Here is a 16,121-nt window from a genome sequence, read left to right as displayed (position 1 = left end):
GCGCTCCCGGTGGCGGCTAGGCGGCGATTCGCTGCCTAACCAATGCACGCCTGCGCCAAGCAAGCACCGCCAATGCACAAAAACCGGCGCCGCAACGGCACCGGTTGGCAACCCGCATACTCCCAGCCGCCTTGCAAGCGCCCGGAGCACCTCCGTATCGCATCGCCGGTCGCTCATCCAACCGCCAACGACGCCCATGGTGCGCACCCGAAGCGAGCCCAAGCCGCATTTACGCGACTCTCCCCGCCCCGAAGCTCACCCGAAGCCGGCCCAAGCCGCATTTTCCCGACTTACACCCTCCCCGGGCGCTTCCCCAAATTCACTTCCATTGCCGCAGGAAACGGACCGCCTCGGCAATGTCCTCCTCCGGACGCTCCCCGACCTCGCGTTCGATCGTCAGGTAGCCTTCGTAGCCGATGTCCTGCAGCGCCTGCAAATAGGCGGGCCAGTCGACGGCTCCCTGGCCGAGCGGCACTTCGCGGAAAAACTCGCCGTCCGTCACCATCCGCGCGATCCTCTCGTGATCGAGCGGCTCGTAGCCGAGCGCCCCGTAGATGTTGCGCGGGTCGGTCTCCTGGAGCCGAATGCCGTCCTTGGCGTGTGTGTGCACGATGTAGTCGCGCAGCGTACGCACGCCCTGCGCCGGATCGTCCCCCGTCACCATGACCATGTTCGCCGGGTCGAAGTTGACCGCCACGCCTTTGACGCTCAGCTTGTCGAGGAAGCTCTTCAGCCGCGCCGCCGTCTCCGGTCCGGTCTCGATGGCGAAATACGCGCCCATTCCGTTCGCGTACCGGCTCAGCTCCTCGCAAGCCGTATGCATCGCCTCGTACACTTCGCCGTTCTCATCCTCCGGCACGATGCCGATATGCGTCGTCACCACGTTCGTGCCCAACTCCACCGCAAGGTCGAGAATCCGCTTCGACTTCTCCACCTTCCACACGTTCTCGCGCCGATCCTGGAAGCCGTGCCCGCCCAGATCGCCGACGAGCGCCGACACTTCGAGGCCGAGCGATTCGATGTACGCTTTCCACTCCTTGCGCTTGGCCGGCGTCAGAAGCTCCGGGTCCATCTCGCCTCGGACCGCGTAAATCTGAACGCCGTCCGCTCCGACTTGCTTCGCCTTGAGCAAGCCTTCCTTGACGCCGACGCGGAAGCTGTCCACGATGACGCCGATCTTGTTCTGCAATCTCATGCCGCCCATTCCTCCTTGATTAAAATTAAACCTCTTCCCAAATCCGCCTGGCGTTCTCCAGTCCGATGCGGGTTCCGAGCTTGCACTCTTCCAGCCCTTCGAACTCGATCGAGACGTACCCGTCGTAGCCGGAAGATTTGATCGCGCGCAGCGTCTCCCGCATGTCGATGTCGCCCTGGCCCACGATCGCGCCGCGCAGCCGGTTGCCGGACAGCGTCGGGAACCATCCTTCCCCGGGATCGCGCGAAGCCGGCCGCAGGTAGAAATCCTTCAGATGCACCATCGAGGCGGCGGCGATCGTCTTCTTCACCGCACCGACGGATTCCTCGTCCGCGCACATGAAATTGCCGACGTCCAGCGTCAGACGGAAGTTGGATCGGCCGACCGCTCCTACCAGCGCCAACACCCGGTCGCTGTGCTGGACGTAGTAGCCGTGGTTTTCCACGCTCGTCGTAATCCCGAACGGGGCCGCGTAATCGGCGATTCGGCGGCACGCCTCCGCCAGCTTCGGCAGCTCCCGGAGGAAGGAAGCGATCGACGTGTCTTCCCGCCACGCTACGTCGTGCCGCATCCGCTTGACGCCCAGCGCGCGGGCGATGTCGACTTGCCCCTTCAGCCGGACGATTTCCGCTTCGAACGCTTCGTCGTCGTCCGTCCGAAAATTCGCCCCGACTGCATAATTGGACACCTCGAGCCCCGAATCCGCAGCCGTCCGCACGATATCGTCAATCAACCCGGGATCGTCCGTCAGGCTGAAGCCGTGCGGCACAATCTCCACATGCTCCCCGCCCTGCTCGGCGATCCACCGGATCGCGTCCGTCGGCGTCATCTCCCCGGAGGCGATGGCCCGGGACAGGCTGTACGTGCTGACCCCCAGCTTCATGCCCGCTCCGCCTCCCCGTCGAACCGGACCTCGCGGCCTTCCCGCGCCGACTGGTAAACGCCGCACAGAATCTTCATGATCTCGACGCCGTCCTCCACCGGACTGATCGGCTCGGTCCCGTTCAGAACGCTATCCACGAAATGATCGATCTCGGCCTGGAAAGCCGCGTTAAAATCGAAGCCCGGATGGTCCGTCTGCGGAGTGACGTTGAGAATCGTGTCGTGCTTCTCCGTGACAATCTTCATCTCCGGAATGACCTCGAACCCGCCCTTCGTGCCGAACAGCTTCGCCGAGCTCTCGTCCTTCTCGATATGCAGGGTGAAGCTGACGTCCACGTACAGCGACGCCCCGTTGTCGAAGCGAATGAGCGCATTCGCCAAATCCTCGACCGTGTTGAGCGAGGCGTCGTAATCGGATGCTTTGTAGAAAGACAAGCCCTTCACGTTCGAGCGGTTCCCGAGCTTGTTGTAGGTGTTGCCGCTTACGGAGACGACCTTCGGCTTGCCCATCAGGTACCAGCACAGATCGACGACGTGCACGCCGATGTCGATCAGCGGTCCGCCTCCGGAGCGCCTCACGTCCGCGAACCAGCCGCCCGGATTGCCGAGCCGGCGCAGAATGGACGCCTTCGCGTAATAAATGTCGCCGAACTCCCCGTGCTCGGCGAACCGGCGCAGCAATTGCGCGTTCGGATCGTACCGGCGAACGAAGCCGACCTGCAGCATCCGGCCCGACGAACGAACGGCCTCCTGAACGGCCAAAGCTTCCTCGACCGTCAGACACAGCGGCTTCTCGGTCAGCACGTGCTTGCCCGCGTTCAAAGCGGCGATGCTGATCTCCGCATGGGTGCTGTTCCAGGTGCAGATGCTGACGGCGTCCAGCTGCGGGTCGGCCAGAAGCGCGCGGTAATCGCCGTAAACCTTGGCAGCGCCGTATTTGTCCGCCACAGCCTTGGCCCGCGCCTCGTTCTGGTCGCAAACGGCATACAATTCGGCATGCGGATTGTTCTTATACGACTTCAGATGCATTTCGGAGATCGAGCCTACGCCGATCACGCCGACTTTCAACGATTTTGCCAAAGTGGAAGCGCTCCTTTCAATCCTTCTCATCCTGCTACTTGTAATATAAAATGAGAGATGCGGCGAGGCCATGAAGCGCTTTGCTGTTCTTTTGTAAAATCGTGCGGTCCGGAGGTGACGGAAGTGGAGAAGCCGCAAGCGCTGAAAGAACCGATGGATATGCCCGACCCCCATTTCCCGATCAAGCTGCACCACTGCCGGTTCGACCGGCGCGGAGCGACGACGTTCCCCCACCATTGGCACGAGCATCTCGAATTTTTATATTTTGTCGAAGGGGAAGCGCGCATCACCTGCAATTCGCAGTCCTTCGACGCCGGTCCGGGCGATCTGATCGTCGTCAACAGCACCGATCTGCACCATGGCGTCAGCCTGTCCGACCGTTTGTTCTATTTTGCCGTCATTCTCGACCCTTCGCTGCTGCACAGCCAGCTGATCGATGCGGTGGAGACGAAATACATTACGCCGATTACCCAGAACCGCATCCTGTTCCGCAACCGGATTCACGGCGATCCGGCCGTCGCCGAATGCATCGAATCCCTCATCCGCGAGTACGAGTCGCGGGAGTTCGGCTACGAGCTGGCCGTCAAATCTTGGCTGTACCGGCTGTTGACCGTGCTGCTGCGTCATCACGTCTATGCGAGCCAGTCGCTCGAGGCCTACTCGGCCCGGGTCCGGCATTTGGAGCGGTTCGGTCCCGTTTTCCGGCATATCGAAGAGAATTACCGGCACAAAATAACCGTCGACGAGCTCGCCGCCATCGCCTCCTTGAGCCGTTTCCACTTCTGCCGGCAGTTCAAGGAGCTGACGGACAAGACCGTGTCCGAATACATCAACTTCGTCCGCCTGGGCAAAGCGGAATTTCTGCTCCGCCATACGGCGATGAGCATAGCGGAGGTGGCGGCCGAGGCGGGCTTCAACGACATTTACTACTTCAGCAAATTGTTCAAAACGCATAAAAAAAGCCCGCCCTCGCGCTTCCGGAGCGAGAACGGGTCTGCGGATAATGGTCATTAAGCGGCGTCAAGGCGAATGCCCGGGTTTTCTATAGGCGGGTGCCGAGACGTTCCAGCCACGCTTCAAGCGGCTGCTCCGCCAGCGAGGGCAGGACGAGGTCCGCTTCGGAGAAATCCATGAACGCGGTGAGCGGATTCGGCACGGCGACGCCGAACAGCCCGGCCGCCTTTGCGGCGCGCAGGCCGTTGACGGAATCTTCGATGGCGACCGCCTCGTCCGGACGGACGCCGAGGGAAGCGACCGCCAGCTTGTAGAGCGCGGGATCGGGCTTCACCTTTTCGACCTCGTCGGCCGTATGAATCGCTTCGAAATAGGGAGACAGGCCGTGCTCCCGAAGATGAGGCTCCACCATGGAGCGGTAAGAGCTGGTCGCGAGACCGAGCTTCAACCCGCGCCGGCGGGCTTCCTCGAGCGTCTCGACAACGCCCGGCCGAAGCGTCAAATTCCTCACTCTCTCCGCATAGGACATTTTATACTTGCTCTCGATCGCCTGTCGGTCGACCGGCCGGCCGAGCCCTTCCTCCATTTCCCGGTAAGGGTCGAAGGCGCCCCACGTTCCGATGCCGAGCGCCCAGCGCTCCAGCGACAATTCCAGACCGTATTCCTTGAAAATGCCGCGAAACGCGTCGTAAGCCACCGATTCGGTATCGAGTATCGTTCCGTCGAAATCAAATACAATCGCGCGAATCAAGCGCCCAGCTCCTCTCCATGCCTATCCTTTTTCTTTTTTTAGACGTCGACCCGGTAAGACAAGCCAAGCTCATCCCCCGGAACGCCGCGGATGCCCCAATTGCCGCGCGGCGATTCGATCAGCACGATCTCCAAGTCGTTCTCGGCAAGGCCGAAAGCGCCGGTCCTCTCATAGAGCAAGCGGATCAGGTTCTTCTTCGCTTCGGCGGAGCGGCCTTCGAACAGCACGATCTCGATAATCGTGTAGTGCTCGGAGCGGTCCGCCGGGTACATGAAGTCCTCCTTCTCCAATCCGATAAACCGCTGGAACTTCTTGTCCTCCGGGAGCTCAAACGCTTCGACCAAGCATTGGTGAATAATGTCCGAGAGCGTCTCGCGGAAAGACCGCAGACGCTCTCGGATACCGTAAATTTTCACCTGCGTCAATTGGGTTTCCCTCCTTTTAGCCTATCATATCATAGCTGTCAAAAAAGCCGGACCTACGGACGGCAGGCTTTCCTTCTATTTACGATGCATCGCGGGCCTAAGTTTCCGTGCGTCGGACGATGCCCCTTAACAGCACGAGGCTTGGCCGGCACCGGCCGCGCGACGCTAACCTGCCGGTCTCCCGCAAGCCGTTCGCCGAACGAGTCGCGGAACTTATACTCGTCAGTGTTGACCTGACCGGGCGGAAACAGACATCGGGCCGGAGTGAAAAAACAGTTCCCCGGAATTTCGGATGGGGCTCCGTTTCCAGCAAACGAGGGCATGAGCTTCCGATCGCGATTTAACGGATTCACGGTTCGTTCCTCCGAGGAGGACAACAATTAACCCGGGTGATCGATCGCCACGTTCAGCGGCTCCACAATCAGGGTCACTCCGGCTTCCTCCAGCAGCGGCACGCACTTCCCAAGCCCGTCGATCATATGCTGTCGTTGAACTTCGCGCGGCACCCCGGGACGTTCGTCGCCGGTCTGGGTAATGAGGCGGCGGCACTCCGGCTTCTTCGCAGCCTCGATCGATCGCCTCAACCCTTCCGGGTACTCGCCGCGCCGGGCCGGATCGACAATATACGCGCCCTCCCGTTGTGCATCGCCGTCCGTTCCTCGTGAAACCGGGCTTTCGCCGCCTTGACTCGTCGCTGCGATTGGAGTATTTTTATATCGACATGACAGTAGGTCAAAAATAAGGAGAGGTTCCAGATGTCGCCCCGAACGAAGGAACAGAACGAAGCGATCCGGGAAGCCCGAATCCGGCAAATCCTCCTTGCCGCGGCGGACGTGTACTTGACCCGAGGCATGGCGTTCGAAATGCGGGACGTCGCCGCCCACGCCGGACTCGGCTATGGGACCGTGTACCATTATTACAGCAACAAGTACCAGTTGTTCCGCGATTTGCTCCTGAGCGCGCTCGATGCGGCCGCGGATTTGACCGAGCGAGCGCTGTCCGGGCGCGGGAAGGCGCGGGAACGGCTGCGAACGCTGGCCGTCGGCTTGCTGAAGCTGTGGGTGGAGGAGCCGATGGTGTTTATCCTTTACAAGATGGCGTCGGAAAATTTCCACCAGCTTCCGTCCGGTTCGGCCGGGGAGCTCCCGGAGCGGTTCGAAGCGGAACTGTACCAGCCGGTAGCCGAAGCGCTGCGGGAGGCGACGGGGGACGCGAACGCCCTGGACGCCGCCAACGTCCTGATCGGCTCGCTCATCGGAAGCGCGGGCTTGTGGCTGTATCACCGCCAGGCCGGGATGGACGCCGAACGAACGGCCGATCTGCTGTTCGAAGGTATCGCACGGCAGACGGACGACAGAGAGGAGCGATAAAATTGGTTACGTTAAAATCGCCCAGCGAAATCGAACAAATGAAGCCGGCCGGCGCGCTGGTGGCCGCTTGCCACCGCGAGATCGCCAAGATGATCCGGCCCGGCGTCTCGACCTGGGATATCGAGGAGCTCGTCGACGATATGCTGCACAGCGCCGGAGCGCGCGCGTATACGAAGGGATACAAGGGCTACAAGTACGCCACCTGCGCTTCGGTCAACGAGGTGATCGCGCACGGCTTCCCGAACCGGACTCCGCTGAAGAACGGCGATTTGGTCAAAATCGACATCGTGGCGCAATTGGACGGCTGGATCGGAGATTCCGCCTGGTGCTACGGAGTCGGCGAGTTGTCCCCGGAAGCGGAGAAGCTCATGCGCGTCACGAAGGAGTGCCTGTACATCGGCATCGAGCGCGCCGTCGTGGGCAACCGGATCGGCGACGCGATGCACGCCGTGCAGAAGCATGCGGAATCGCACGGCTTCTCGATGGTGCGCGATCTGGCGGCGCACGGCGTCGGCCGGGAGCTTCACGAGGAGCCGAACTTCATCCACGTCGGCACGCCGGGCAAAGGCTTCCGCTTCAAGGAAGGCATGGTGCTGACGATCGAACCGATGGTGAACGAGGGAACGTGGCGCATGACGATCGATGCCGACGGCTGGACGGCCCGCACGGCCGACGGCAAGCTGTCCGCCCAGTTTGAGCATACGGTCGCGATCACCAGCGACGGACCGATCATTCTGACCGCGCACGAATAAGACCGGAGAACCAAACGGCGTTGCGGATATAGACAAAAAGATAACCTTATTTTATGATGTTAATCGTTAACAATTTATCCAAGGTTATCATCCCGAGACGGGCGCAACTCACGCCACACGCACCCGCGTGCCGCGTGAGTTGTTTTGTTGCGGCCCGTTTTTTGCGACAGGAGTCTGTTCCATGAACGTCAAACGTCTTTATCGCACGGTCCCGTTCCTTCTGCTCAGCTTGCTGCTCGGTTGCCAGCCTTCGGCTCCTTCGTTCAAGGACAAGCCGATCACATTGCGGATCGGATACAGCTCCGAGCACGATTTCGCATGGCGTTACGGCAATCTCCTATCGCAGGAATTCCCCCAATGGACGGTTGAAATTGTACCGATGAAGGATTGGATTGGCGGGAATACGACGGCGGCCGAATGGCTCCGCGACCATCCCGTCGACCTTCTTTACATCCCCGGGAACGCGTTTCGGCCGTTGATCGATCAAGGCTTGCTCCGCAATCTGGATGCCGAGCTTCAGGCCGACGCCGAACTTGCCGACGCTTTCCTGCCGAGCATTCTGAAGCTTGCCCGACTGTACGGGAACGGCCACTATTACGGCCTCGTTCCGAGCTTTCATTGCCGGGCGATCGCGGTCAATCTCGGGAAGTTCGCAGAAAATGGAATCTCGCCGCCGTCGTCCGACGCCGATTGGCCGGAGATCGTGAGCCTGGCGCGCCGATTCGACAAGGGGCTGCTTACCGCCTATTCGGAGCCTTTCGACTGGATTCTGGCCATGGGACAAGGGATGGGGCTGAGTACGCGGGACGCCGCAACCGGCGCTTATACGTTGGATACGCCCTCCTGGCGCGAGCTGTGGAACTTGGCGGTAGAGGGAATTACCTCGAGGGCGGTCAGCCTCGGCCGGCAGGACGCTTCCGGCTTTTTAGCGGGAGATTATGCGATGGCGGTCGTTGAATCCGGGGACATCGAACGGCTCGAACGCTCGTCGATCGACTGGTCGCTCGTCCCGTATCCGGGCAACCCCGCCGCTCCGGATCTTTCCTATGTATACGCGCCCGACGGGTTTCTCGCCATCCCGCGCGTCTCCGGCCATCCGGAGGAAGCCTGGGAAGCGATCCGGTTCCTCCTGAGCGACAAGGCCGCCAACCGGAGCTCCCGCTCCGAGTTCGGCCGCTCTTCCCTGAAGGCCGCTTTCGATTCGGGCGGCGAAGGGACGAAGCGAAATTACGCGGCTCTAACGGAGAGAACCCCCGCCCTTATGGACGCCGCCGAACCGGCCGAGCCGCTGCGGGTCCGAGCCGATCAAGCGTTCCGGACGATTGTGGACCGCAGCATTCCCGTCCGGTCTGCCTTGAGCAATCTGCAGAAGGAAGCGGACGAGGGTCTTTTTCAGCAGGAGTAGGGTGTTGCAGAGAGGACGTCATACCGGCAAAAGGATGCTTGCCGCCGCTGTCCGTTCGGGAGCCGGGAAGGCCTCTTTTCCGTCAGGTTCGGATGATCAAGGTGTTGCCCGAAGGATCTTGAACTTCAATCGCTTCGTCCTTCCGCTCGAAGGGAATGCCCGCCTCGGCCAGACGCGACCCGATCGCCTTAAGCTCCGCAAGCTCCGGTACGAGCACCTCGTAATATTTGAGGCCGGGGGCTTGTGGCGGTGCCGGAGGAGCGCCCACGCCCGCCCAAATGTTCAGTCCGATATGGTGATGATAGCCTCCCGCCGAGACGAACAACGCGGAATTCGCGAAGTTCGCCATCAAGCCGAACCCCAGCACGTCGCAGTAAAATTGGCGGCTCGAGGGCAGATCGGAGACGTGCAGATGGATGTGCCCGATCTTCGTTCCGGCCGGGAGTCCGTTCCACGGTTCGCCGCCCGCCAGCTCCAGCAGCCCTCGCACATCGACCGGATCGGTGCCCATCTTGACGCCGCCTTGCGGGTCGTACTCCCACTCGGAGCGCGGCCGGTCCGCGTAAATTTCGATTCCGTTGTTGTCCGGATCCGACAGGTAGATCGCTTCGCTGACCCAATGATCGCCCTGGCCGAAATCAACGCCGTGCCGAATCAGATGGCCGACCGACAAGCCGAGCGATTTGCGGTCCGGCACCAGAATCGCGAAATGGTACAGCCCGGCCGTTCTGCGCCGCTCCGGCACGACCGCCTCCGGAAGTTCCTCCAGAATCGCTATCGGGTGCTTCCCGTCCGCCGACAGCTCCGCTTCATGTTGTGCCGGTGCTTCATTAGGATCCCCATGCTCTTGCGAGCGTGTTGCGCCGGGTTTTCGGTTACTTTTCGTAAGTATCATACTGTGCCTCACCCTTCCCGTCAAGTAAGCGATTGATGTTTTGTAAGTAACGTGCCGCATTCCCCGCCCGCATGGCTCATTCGCCCGTTTGCTGCCGCTCTTGCGGCGTGAAGCCGGCGCAGCGACTCAAAGGGGCTGTCCTAAAAGTAAATAAATCTACTAAGAGTCAGCCTCTTGATGCCAGGAATAAGCGGGGAGAAGAACGTTTATCCCGCCTTTTTGCTTGCCTTGTTTTCCACAACCACCGCTTTCTTCAGGAGGTAGAGCCTCTTTGGCCGGCGTTCGGCGGAATGGGCAAATGTAGCTCAAATTTTGAGCCTCTTTGGCCGACGTTCGGCGGAATGGGCGAATGTAGCTCAAATTTTGAGCCTCTTTGGCCGGCGTTCAGCGGAAGGGGCGAATGTAGCTCAAATTTTGAGCCTCTTTGGCCGACGTTCGGCGGAAGGGGCGAATGTAGCTCAAATTTTGAGCCTCTTTGGCCGGCGTTCAGCGGAATGGGCGAATGTAGCTCAAATTTTGAGCCTCTTTGGCTGGCGTTCAGCGGAAGGGGCGAATGTAGCTCAAATTTTGAGCCTCTTTGGCCGGCGTTCGGCGGAAACGAGCAGTGGGCTGTCCCAGACATCGATTTAGACCTTCTGGGACAGCCCCGTTTTGTTGCAGGTTCAGATTCGTTCCGTCGCAAAAAGGCTGTCGCCCACTACTCCGGCATTGGTTGGCTGCAAGATCGAAAATCGATTTTACTGCCCGAACCACGGCGCGTTGGCACGGTGTAAGATCGAAAATCGATCTTACTGCCCGGGCCGCGGCTCGTTTAGGCGCGCTTTAAACACGCTCAGCCGATGCCGAGCGCGTCCGTCGCGAGCGAGGCGACGAGCAGCGCAGCCATGGCCAGGCCCGCCCATCCGTTCGGGCCGAGCCGGCGCGCGGGCTTGCCCGGCGGCTTGGGCAAGGAGCGGTAATACATCGCCGCCCCGACCGCGATCAGCAGCAGCTCTGCTGCCATGCTAGCCGCCGGCCAGCGCCACAGGCCGAAGCCGAGCAGCGGCAATCCGCCCGCGTTGCCGGGCAAAATCGGCAAATCGGCACGGTGCACGATCAAATCGAGTACCCAATGGCTCATGACGACGGCGCCGATCGTCCAGCCGCCTTTGCGGCCCCATTTGCGGGAAGCGAGCCATCCCGCCGCCAGCGCGATCAGCAGAGCCCCCGCGAGAGAATGCGTGTAGTCGGCGTGAATGACGCTGCCCCCGTAAGCGCCGGCTCCTTCCACCGGCTCCATCGTCTCCGTTCCGGTCAACAGAAACGGCACAAAGAAAACGTCCAACAGCTGCGTGCTCAGCATAAGCGCCCAAAGCGGCACTTTAGGCGTCCGCGACTTCACGGCCGCAGCGAGTCCGAAATGGCCTGCGAACATGGCTCCTCACTCCTCTCTTGAAGGGCCCGGCGGCGAACCCGGGCGTCCAGCCATCCCATAACGACCGTAAACAACAGGACGAACAAGATGAAGCTCATGTTGACGCCCCTCCGTCTCTCATCGCTTTAACGCCTGCAAGAAAGGTTTCTACCATAAGTTGAAACGTAACGTCCAAGTCCAGCGGCATCCCGAATCCTCCTTGCCGCTCCAGCGAGACGAAGCCGTGCAGCAGGCTGCGGATCGCCCGGACCGCGTGAATGGCGGCGTCGCCTTCCAGCCCGTAGCCGGCCATCGTCCGGATCACCTGATCGACGACCGCTCCCCCCGCTTGCTGCAGCAGCTTGTCTTCCGGTTCGGGCGCCCGTTGGATCGCCTCGTAAAGACCGGGATGCGCGCGGGCGAAATTCAAGTAAGCGGCGCAGAAGGCGCGAACCGCATCGTCGCCGGAGCGGCCTTCGACCTCCCGCGAGAGCTGATCGGCCAGAAGCTCCAGCCCCCGAAGGGCGAGCTGGCGCCGCAGGTCGGGCAGGCCGTTGATATGGTTGTAGAGCGAAGGAGAGCGGATTTGCAGCTTCTGGGCCAGCGAGGCCAGCGTGACGGCTTCGATCCCCTGGCTGTCGGCAATTTCAGTCGCGGCGTGCAGCAGTGCAGGCAGATCAAGACCGATTCGAGGTGACATGTACATGTAGCTCCTTTACGATAAAATGTTGCGTTCCGCTTCGGCGATGGCGCGGTCGATCGCCGGGCCGGGTTCCTTCAGCATGCGGCCGTGACCGACCGCGAGCAGGGAAGGCTTCAGCTCCTTCAGCTTGCGAACGCTGTCCAGCGCCGCTTCCTTGTTCCAGGTCGCCATCGCCGGGAACGGGAACCACGGCTTCAACTGTCCGGTGACGGCGACGCCGCCGCGCGTCTGCATGGCGTCCCCCGCGATCAGCGCCCGGCTCCGGGTATCGAAGAAAGACATCGAACCCGGCGTATGCCCCGGCGTCGAGATCGCGAGCAGCGACCCGATCCGGTCTCCGTCTTCGAGCAGCACGTCCGGCTTCGTCCGGATTTTGCCGGGCTTCGGCACGCCGCCGCGAATGTCCGTGGGCGGCTCGTTCGGGTCGAGCCCCTTGTCTCCGGCCAGCAGTCGGGCATCGCGGGCGGAAATGTGCACCGCTGCGCCCGGAAGCGCCCGCTTCAGAGCGTCCAGCGCGCCGACATGGTCGCCGTGCGCATGGGTGAGAACGATCCGCGCAATCGGTTTGCCGATTCGCTGCGCCGCTTGAAGGATCCCTTTGACGCTGTAAGGGAGAGCCGCATCGATCAACGTCAGGCTGTCCCCTTCTTCCACCAAATAAGCGTTAACCGGGAAAAAACGGGGCATAAACGTCAACTGCCAAACCGATTGCTCGCGAATGATCCTCACCTGGAATCGCTCCTTTTTCGATAAACTAATACCGTTAGTTTTATAATAACTAATATCATTAGTTTTGGCAAGGATGTTTGGAAAAAAAGATTTTCCGCCGCCCCCGGCCCCCCATTCTCAATTGTCCGCGTTCCCTCCTGCCGGCGAAGGCACTTGGTACACGACGTCTCCCTTCGACGAGATGACCTTCAAATTCAGGCTGTCGATGTTCGCAACGGCATACCAGATCTTTTTCCACTCCGTGTCCACGATGTGCGCCTCGATGACGTTCCCGTCCCGGTCGGCCACTTCGATGCTGGCGACATCCGGCTCGTCCGTGTAGCCGTAGATGACGTCCTTTTCGCCCTCGCTGCCCAGGTTCACCTTGCCGATATCGACAATCGTACGCCCCGGGTAGGAGAATGAGCCGGATTGCGTCATACGCCAGCCTGTGCGCGAGTCTCCTTCGAAGACGGCCAGTCCGATTCCTTCCGTTCCGCCCGCTTCGGCCGACCGGAAAAAAGCCAGCTCCCCATCGGCCGTCGGCTGGGAATACAGGATTTTGCAGTCTTCGTCGGGATAGCTTTTCCGGAAAGCCTCCTCCATCGTCATGCTTTTGCAACCCGCAAGCAAGAAGCAGGCGCAGATGACCGTCAGCAGCAGCCGCGCCTTCCCCCATCGCCTCATCTCTCGCTCCCCCGTTCTCTCTGTGCACCGCCTCTATTTTTCGAAGCCGAACAGACGGCCATGAGCACGTCGCCTTTTCCGTCTTGGAACCGCTGAACGAATTCGTTCATCCGGTCGTAATCCCGGCGATCGAAATGAATGAGCGCGTCGGAGCCGGGCTCTTCCTTCTTCTACGCATCGCAAGCGCCCAATAGCAAAACGGCCGTCGCCAGGACGGCAGCGGGAACGATCGTTTTCAAACGAACGCGCACCTCCGCGGAATCGAGGTTTGTTGCTACATTTTATAGACGTTTGGGCTTGGATAAAGGTTCCGAGGCGCGGTGAACAAAGCCGTTCCATTGAGGTTCTGCAGCGAATCCGTTACGATGGAAAATAAGATGCGGCTTGGGAGAGAGAGGGCGAGACAGATGAAAATCGTGGTGCTGGACGGATACGTGTTGAATCCCGGGGATTTGAGCTGGGCCGCGTTGGAGCGTCTCGGCGATGTTGTCGTGCACGGCCGCACGCCGGCGGATCAAATCGTGGAGCGGTGCCTGGGGGCCGAAATTTTGTTGACGAACAAAACGCCTTTGCGCAAAGAAACGCTGGAGCGGCTGCCGGATTTGAAATATATCGGCGTGCTGGCAACCGGATACGACGTGGTGGACACGGCGGCGGCCGCGGAACGAGGCATTACGGTGACGAACGTTCCGGGCTACGGGAACGAATCGGTGGCGCAGTTCGTGTTCGCGCTGCTGCTCGAGCTATGCCATCGCGTCGGCCTGCACAGCGATTCGGTGCGGCAAGGCGATTGGTCGCGCAGCCCGGAGTTCAGCTATTGGCGGACGCCGCTTACCGAGCTGTCGGGCAAGACGCTCGGCATCGTCGGCATGGGCCGAATAGGCGCCAGGGTCGCCCGGCTGGCGGAGGCGTTCGGCATGAACGTGGTCGCGGCGGGACGGCCGGGATGGGCAGCGGGCAACGCGCGAGTCGACGCGGCGGGCGTTCGACGGACCGATCTGGAGACGCTGCTGCGGGAAGCGGACGTCGTCAGCCTGCACTGTCCGTTGACCGCCGAGACGGAGTCGCTGATCAACGGGGATACGCTCGCGCTTATGAAGCCGAGCGCCTTCCTCGTCAATACGGCGCGCGGCAAGCTGATCGCGGAAGCGGATCTGGCCGCCGCCCTGAACGAAGGGCGCATCGCCGGCGCCGCGCTGGACGTGCTGTCGACGGAGCCGCCGGACGCAGCCAATCCGCTGCTGACCGCACGCAACTGCATCATCACGCCGCACATCGCTTGGGCGTCTCTCGAAGCGAGAACCCGCCTGCTCGACATCGCCGTCGACAACGTCGCCCGCTTCCTCGAGGGCGCGCCTGTAAACGTCGTCGGGCGTTAGCCGTCGGCCGCTCCGGCCGGGGCCGGCTTGGCGGCCGCCATTCGCCGCCTGCTCCGGTTGCCGACGCCGCGCGCGCCCCATTAAAGCGAAGAACCGAAACGCTCGACCGCAATCTCGCACGTCAAGCAGCGGGTATCCCCCGGCTGGGGCACTTGCAGGCCGGTTATGGCCGGCGCTTCCCTGTTGCGACGCCTCTCAGCCTGCTTCGCTTACTTCGCAAGATCCGCGTGCTGCCAGATGAGGACGCCGTTCTGCCCGCCGAACCCGAACGAATTGCTCAGCGCGCGGGCAATGGGCTGAGCGCGGCCGACATGAGGGACAATATCCGGAGGCGCCCCCTCCTCTTTGTCATCGCAGTGAATGGTCGGCGGCAGCACCCCTTCGCACAGCGCCTTGATGCAGGCGATGCTCTCGATCGCTCCCGCCGTGCCGAGCATGTGGCCGACGGAGCCTTTGATCGAGCTGACGGGAATGCGTTCCAGCTCCTCTCCGAACAGCTCGCGCAGCGCGGCCGACTCCGCCCGGTCCCCGACCGGGGTGGCGGTGGCGTGCGCATTGATATAGTCGATGTCGCCGACTTGCAGCCCCGCGCTCCGGAGCGCTTTCTGCATGGCCAGCTTGGCGCTGCGGCCGCTCGGATCGGGCGACGTCTCGTGGTAAGCGTCGTTGGACGTCCCGTAACCGACGAGCTCGGCGTAAATTTTCGCGTTGCGCGCTTTGGCATGCTCCAGCGTCTCCAACACGAGGAAAGCCGCTCCCTCGCCCATGACCATGCCCGTCCGGTTCCGGTCGAACGGGCGCGACCATCGGCTGAAGTCGGTCTGCCCTTCGCCCGTTGCAAGCGCCCCAGCCGAACGGAGGCTGGACAGAACCGCCGGACTGAACAGACATTCCGCCCCGCCCGCCAGCACGATGTCGGCTTCGTCCAGCCGCAGCCAGTATCCCGCCTCTCCGATGGCGTTGGCCGACGATGCGCAAGCCGTCGAATACGTCACGACGGGACCGTGAATGCCGTAACGCCTGGCGATGGCGGCCCCGGCCGCGTTCGGAATCGCTTTGGGCACCAGCCTGGCGCTGACCCTGCCGGATTTGCCCGACGCCAGACGGGCCGAGCCGTCCTCCAGCGACTGCACGCCCCCGAGCGTATTGCCCACGGCGATGCCGATCCGGTCCGCATCGCAAGCGGCTCCGAGCGCCTCCGAATTCGCCCACCCGGCGTCCCGCAGCGCTTCCGCCGCCGCGACGAGCGCGAGCTGGGCGAAGCGGTCCAGCTGTTGAACCTGCTTCGCGTCCAGGTGCTCCTCGGGACGGAAATCCGCCGCCGGCGCCGTTGCCGGCGCCCACTGTCTCAAATATTCGTCGTCCGTCTCCACGATCGCGGAACGTCCGGCAACGATGCCTTCCCAAAATGAAGAAACGCCGACGCCGAAAGGAGTGACCGCACCCATTCCGGTGACGACGATGCGCGCTTGCCCCGCCATTGCTACAACATCCCCTTCTGCCACAAGTAACGGTATCATTTCTAATTGAAACAATTCCAAA

The 16,121-nt window shown here is 61.7% G+C and carries 17 protein-coding genes; 5 read left to right on the top strand and 12 right to left on the bottom strand.

The window, feature by feature from the left end:
* Positions 1-319: 319 nt before the first annotated feature.
* From G485_RS0120530 to G485_RS0120520, 3 genes are read right to left on the bottom strand one after another with little or no spacing between them, the layout of a single operon-like run.
* Positions 320-1,195, bottom strand: a complete 876-nt coding sequence (locus G485_RS0120530; RefSeq protein ID WP_027094075.1) for a sugar phosphate isomerase/epimerase family protein — start codon at positions 1,193-1,195, stop codon at positions 320-322.
* A 25-nt stretch (positions 1,196-1,220) separates the two neighbouring features.
* Positions 1,221-2,078, bottom strand: coding sequence for a sugar phosphate isomerase/epimerase family protein (locus G485_RS0120525; protein ID WP_027094074.1), 858 nt, complete (start codon positions 2,076-2,078; stop codon positions 1,221-1,223).
* A complete protein-coding gene (locus G485_RS0120520; protein WP_027094073.1) occupies positions 2,075-3,157 on the bottom strand; it encodes a Gfo/Idh/MocA family protein in 1,083 nt (360 codons plus the stop codon). The genes G485_RS0120525 and G485_RS0120520 overlap by 4 nt, the downstream gene beginning before the upstream one ends.
* Positions 3,158-3,280: 123 nt before the next feature.
* Between G485_RS0120520 and G485_RS0120515 the strand changes: the two genes are divergently transcribed.
* Entirely contained in the window at positions 3,281-4,171 is an 891-nt protein-coding gene (locus tag G485_RS0120515; protein WP_027094072.1) for an AraC family transcriptional regulator, read from the top strand.
* Between the two features lie 28 nt (positions 4,172-4,199).
* On the opposite strand, the gene G485_RS0120510 is transcribed toward G485_RS0120515, so the two are convergent.
* From G485_RS0120510 to G485_RS30525, 3 genes are all read right to left on the bottom strand, one after another.
* A complete protein-coding gene (locus tag G485_RS0120510) occupies positions 4,200-4,862 on the bottom strand; it encodes an HAD family hydrolase (protein ID WP_027094071.1) in 663 nt (220 codons plus the stop codon).
* Between the two features lie 38 nt (positions 4,863-4,900).
* The gene (locus G485_RS0120505; protein WP_027094070.1) at positions 4,901-5,287 is read right to left on the bottom strand and encodes a tautomerase family protein; all 387 of its coding nucleotides are present in this window, start codon (positions 5,285-5,287) and stop codon (positions 4,901-4,903) included.
* A gap of 380 nt (positions 5,288-5,667) precedes the next feature.
* Complete coding sequence (locus tag G485_RS30525; protein WP_027094069.1) at positions 5,668-5,871, bottom strand: TIM barrel protein; 204 nt, start codon at positions 5,869-5,871, stop codon at positions 5,668-5,670.
* Positions 5,872-6,042: 171 nt separating this feature from the next.
* Here G485_RS30525 and G485_RS0120495 point away from each other — a divergent pair, with 171 nt between their 5' ends.
* From G485_RS0120495 to G485_RS0120485, 3 genes are all read left to right on the top strand, one after another.
* Positions 6,043-6,657 (top strand): TetR/AcrR family transcriptional regulator, encoded by a 615-nt coding sequence (locus G485_RS0120495; RefSeq protein ID WP_027094068.1) that lies wholly within the window; start codon positions 6,043-6,045, stop codon positions 6,655-6,657.
* A gap of 2 nt (positions 6,658-6,659) precedes the next feature.
* A complete protein-coding gene (gene map, locus G485_RS0120490; protein WP_027094067.1) occupies positions 6,660-7,409 on the top strand; it encodes a type I methionyl aminopeptidase in 750 nt (249 codons plus the stop codon).
* 181 nt (positions 7,410-7,590) lie between these two features.
* Complete coding sequence (locus G485_RS0120485) at positions 7,591-8,814, top strand: ABC transporter substrate-binding protein (RefSeq protein ID WP_027094066.1); 1,224 nt, start codon at positions 7,591-7,593, stop codon at positions 8,812-8,814.
* An 82-nt stretch (positions 8,815-8,896) separates the two neighbouring features.
* Here the strand turns inward: G485_RS0120485 and G485_RS0120480 are convergent, their stop codons facing one another.
* The 5 genes from G485_RS0120480 to G485_RS0120460 all read right to left on the bottom strand — a co-directional run bounded on the left by G485_RS0120480 (position 8,897) and on the right by G485_RS0120460 (position 13,200).
* A complete protein-coding gene (locus tag G485_RS0120480) occupies positions 8,897-9,709 on the bottom strand; it encodes a VOC family protein (protein WP_084423420.1) in 813 nt (270 codons plus the stop codon).
* An 832-nt stretch (positions 9,710-10,541) separates the two neighbouring features.
* Complete coding sequence (locus G485_RS0120475; protein WP_027094064.1) at positions 10,542-11,123, bottom strand: hypothetical protein; 582 nt, start codon at positions 11,121-11,123, stop codon at positions 10,542-10,544.
* Between the two features lie 94 nt (positions 11,124-11,217).
* Entirely contained in the window at positions 11,218-11,802 is a 585-nt protein-coding gene (locus tag G485_RS0120470) for a TetR/AcrR family transcriptional regulator (RefSeq protein ID WP_027094063.1), read from the bottom strand.
* 15 nt (positions 11,803-11,817) lie between these two features.
* Positions 11,818-12,492, bottom strand: coding sequence for an MBL fold metallo-hydrolase (locus G485_RS0120465; protein ID WP_420805808.1), 675 nt, complete (start codon positions 12,490-12,492; stop codon positions 11,818-11,820).
* Positions 12,493-12,651: 159 nt separating this feature from the next.
* Positions 12,652-13,200, bottom strand: a complete 549-nt coding sequence (locus G485_RS0120460; protein WP_027094061.1) for a hypothetical protein — start codon at positions 13,198-13,200, stop codon at positions 12,652-12,654.
* Positions 13,201-13,607: 407 nt separating this feature from the next.
* On the opposite strand from G485_RS0120460, the gene G485_RS0120455 reads away from it, so the two are divergent.
* On the top strand, positions 13,608-14,579 hold the full coding sequence (locus tag G485_RS0120455) for a D-2-hydroxyacid dehydrogenase (RefSeq protein WP_027094060.1): 972 nt from the start codon (positions 13,608-13,610) through the stop codon (positions 14,577-14,579).
* Positions 14,580-14,788: 209 nt separating this feature from the next.
* Here the strand turns inward: G485_RS0120455 and G485_RS0120450 are convergent, their stop codons facing one another.
* Positions 14,789-16,060, bottom strand: a complete 1,272-nt coding sequence (locus G485_RS0120450) for a beta-ketoacyl-[acyl-carrier-protein] synthase family protein (protein ID WP_027094059.1) — start codon at positions 16,058-16,060, stop codon at positions 14,789-14,791.
* Between the last annotated feature and the right edge of the window lie 61 nt (positions 16,061-16,121).

The organism is Cohnella thermotolerans DSM 17683 (assembly GCF_000429825.1).
Lineage (GTDB): Bacteria > Bacillota > Bacilli > Paenibacillales > Paenibacillaceae > Cohnella > Cohnella thermotolerans.
The sequence above is the reverse complement of the archived record's forward strand: the minus strand, read 5'-3'. Positions and strand labels throughout refer to the sequence as shown.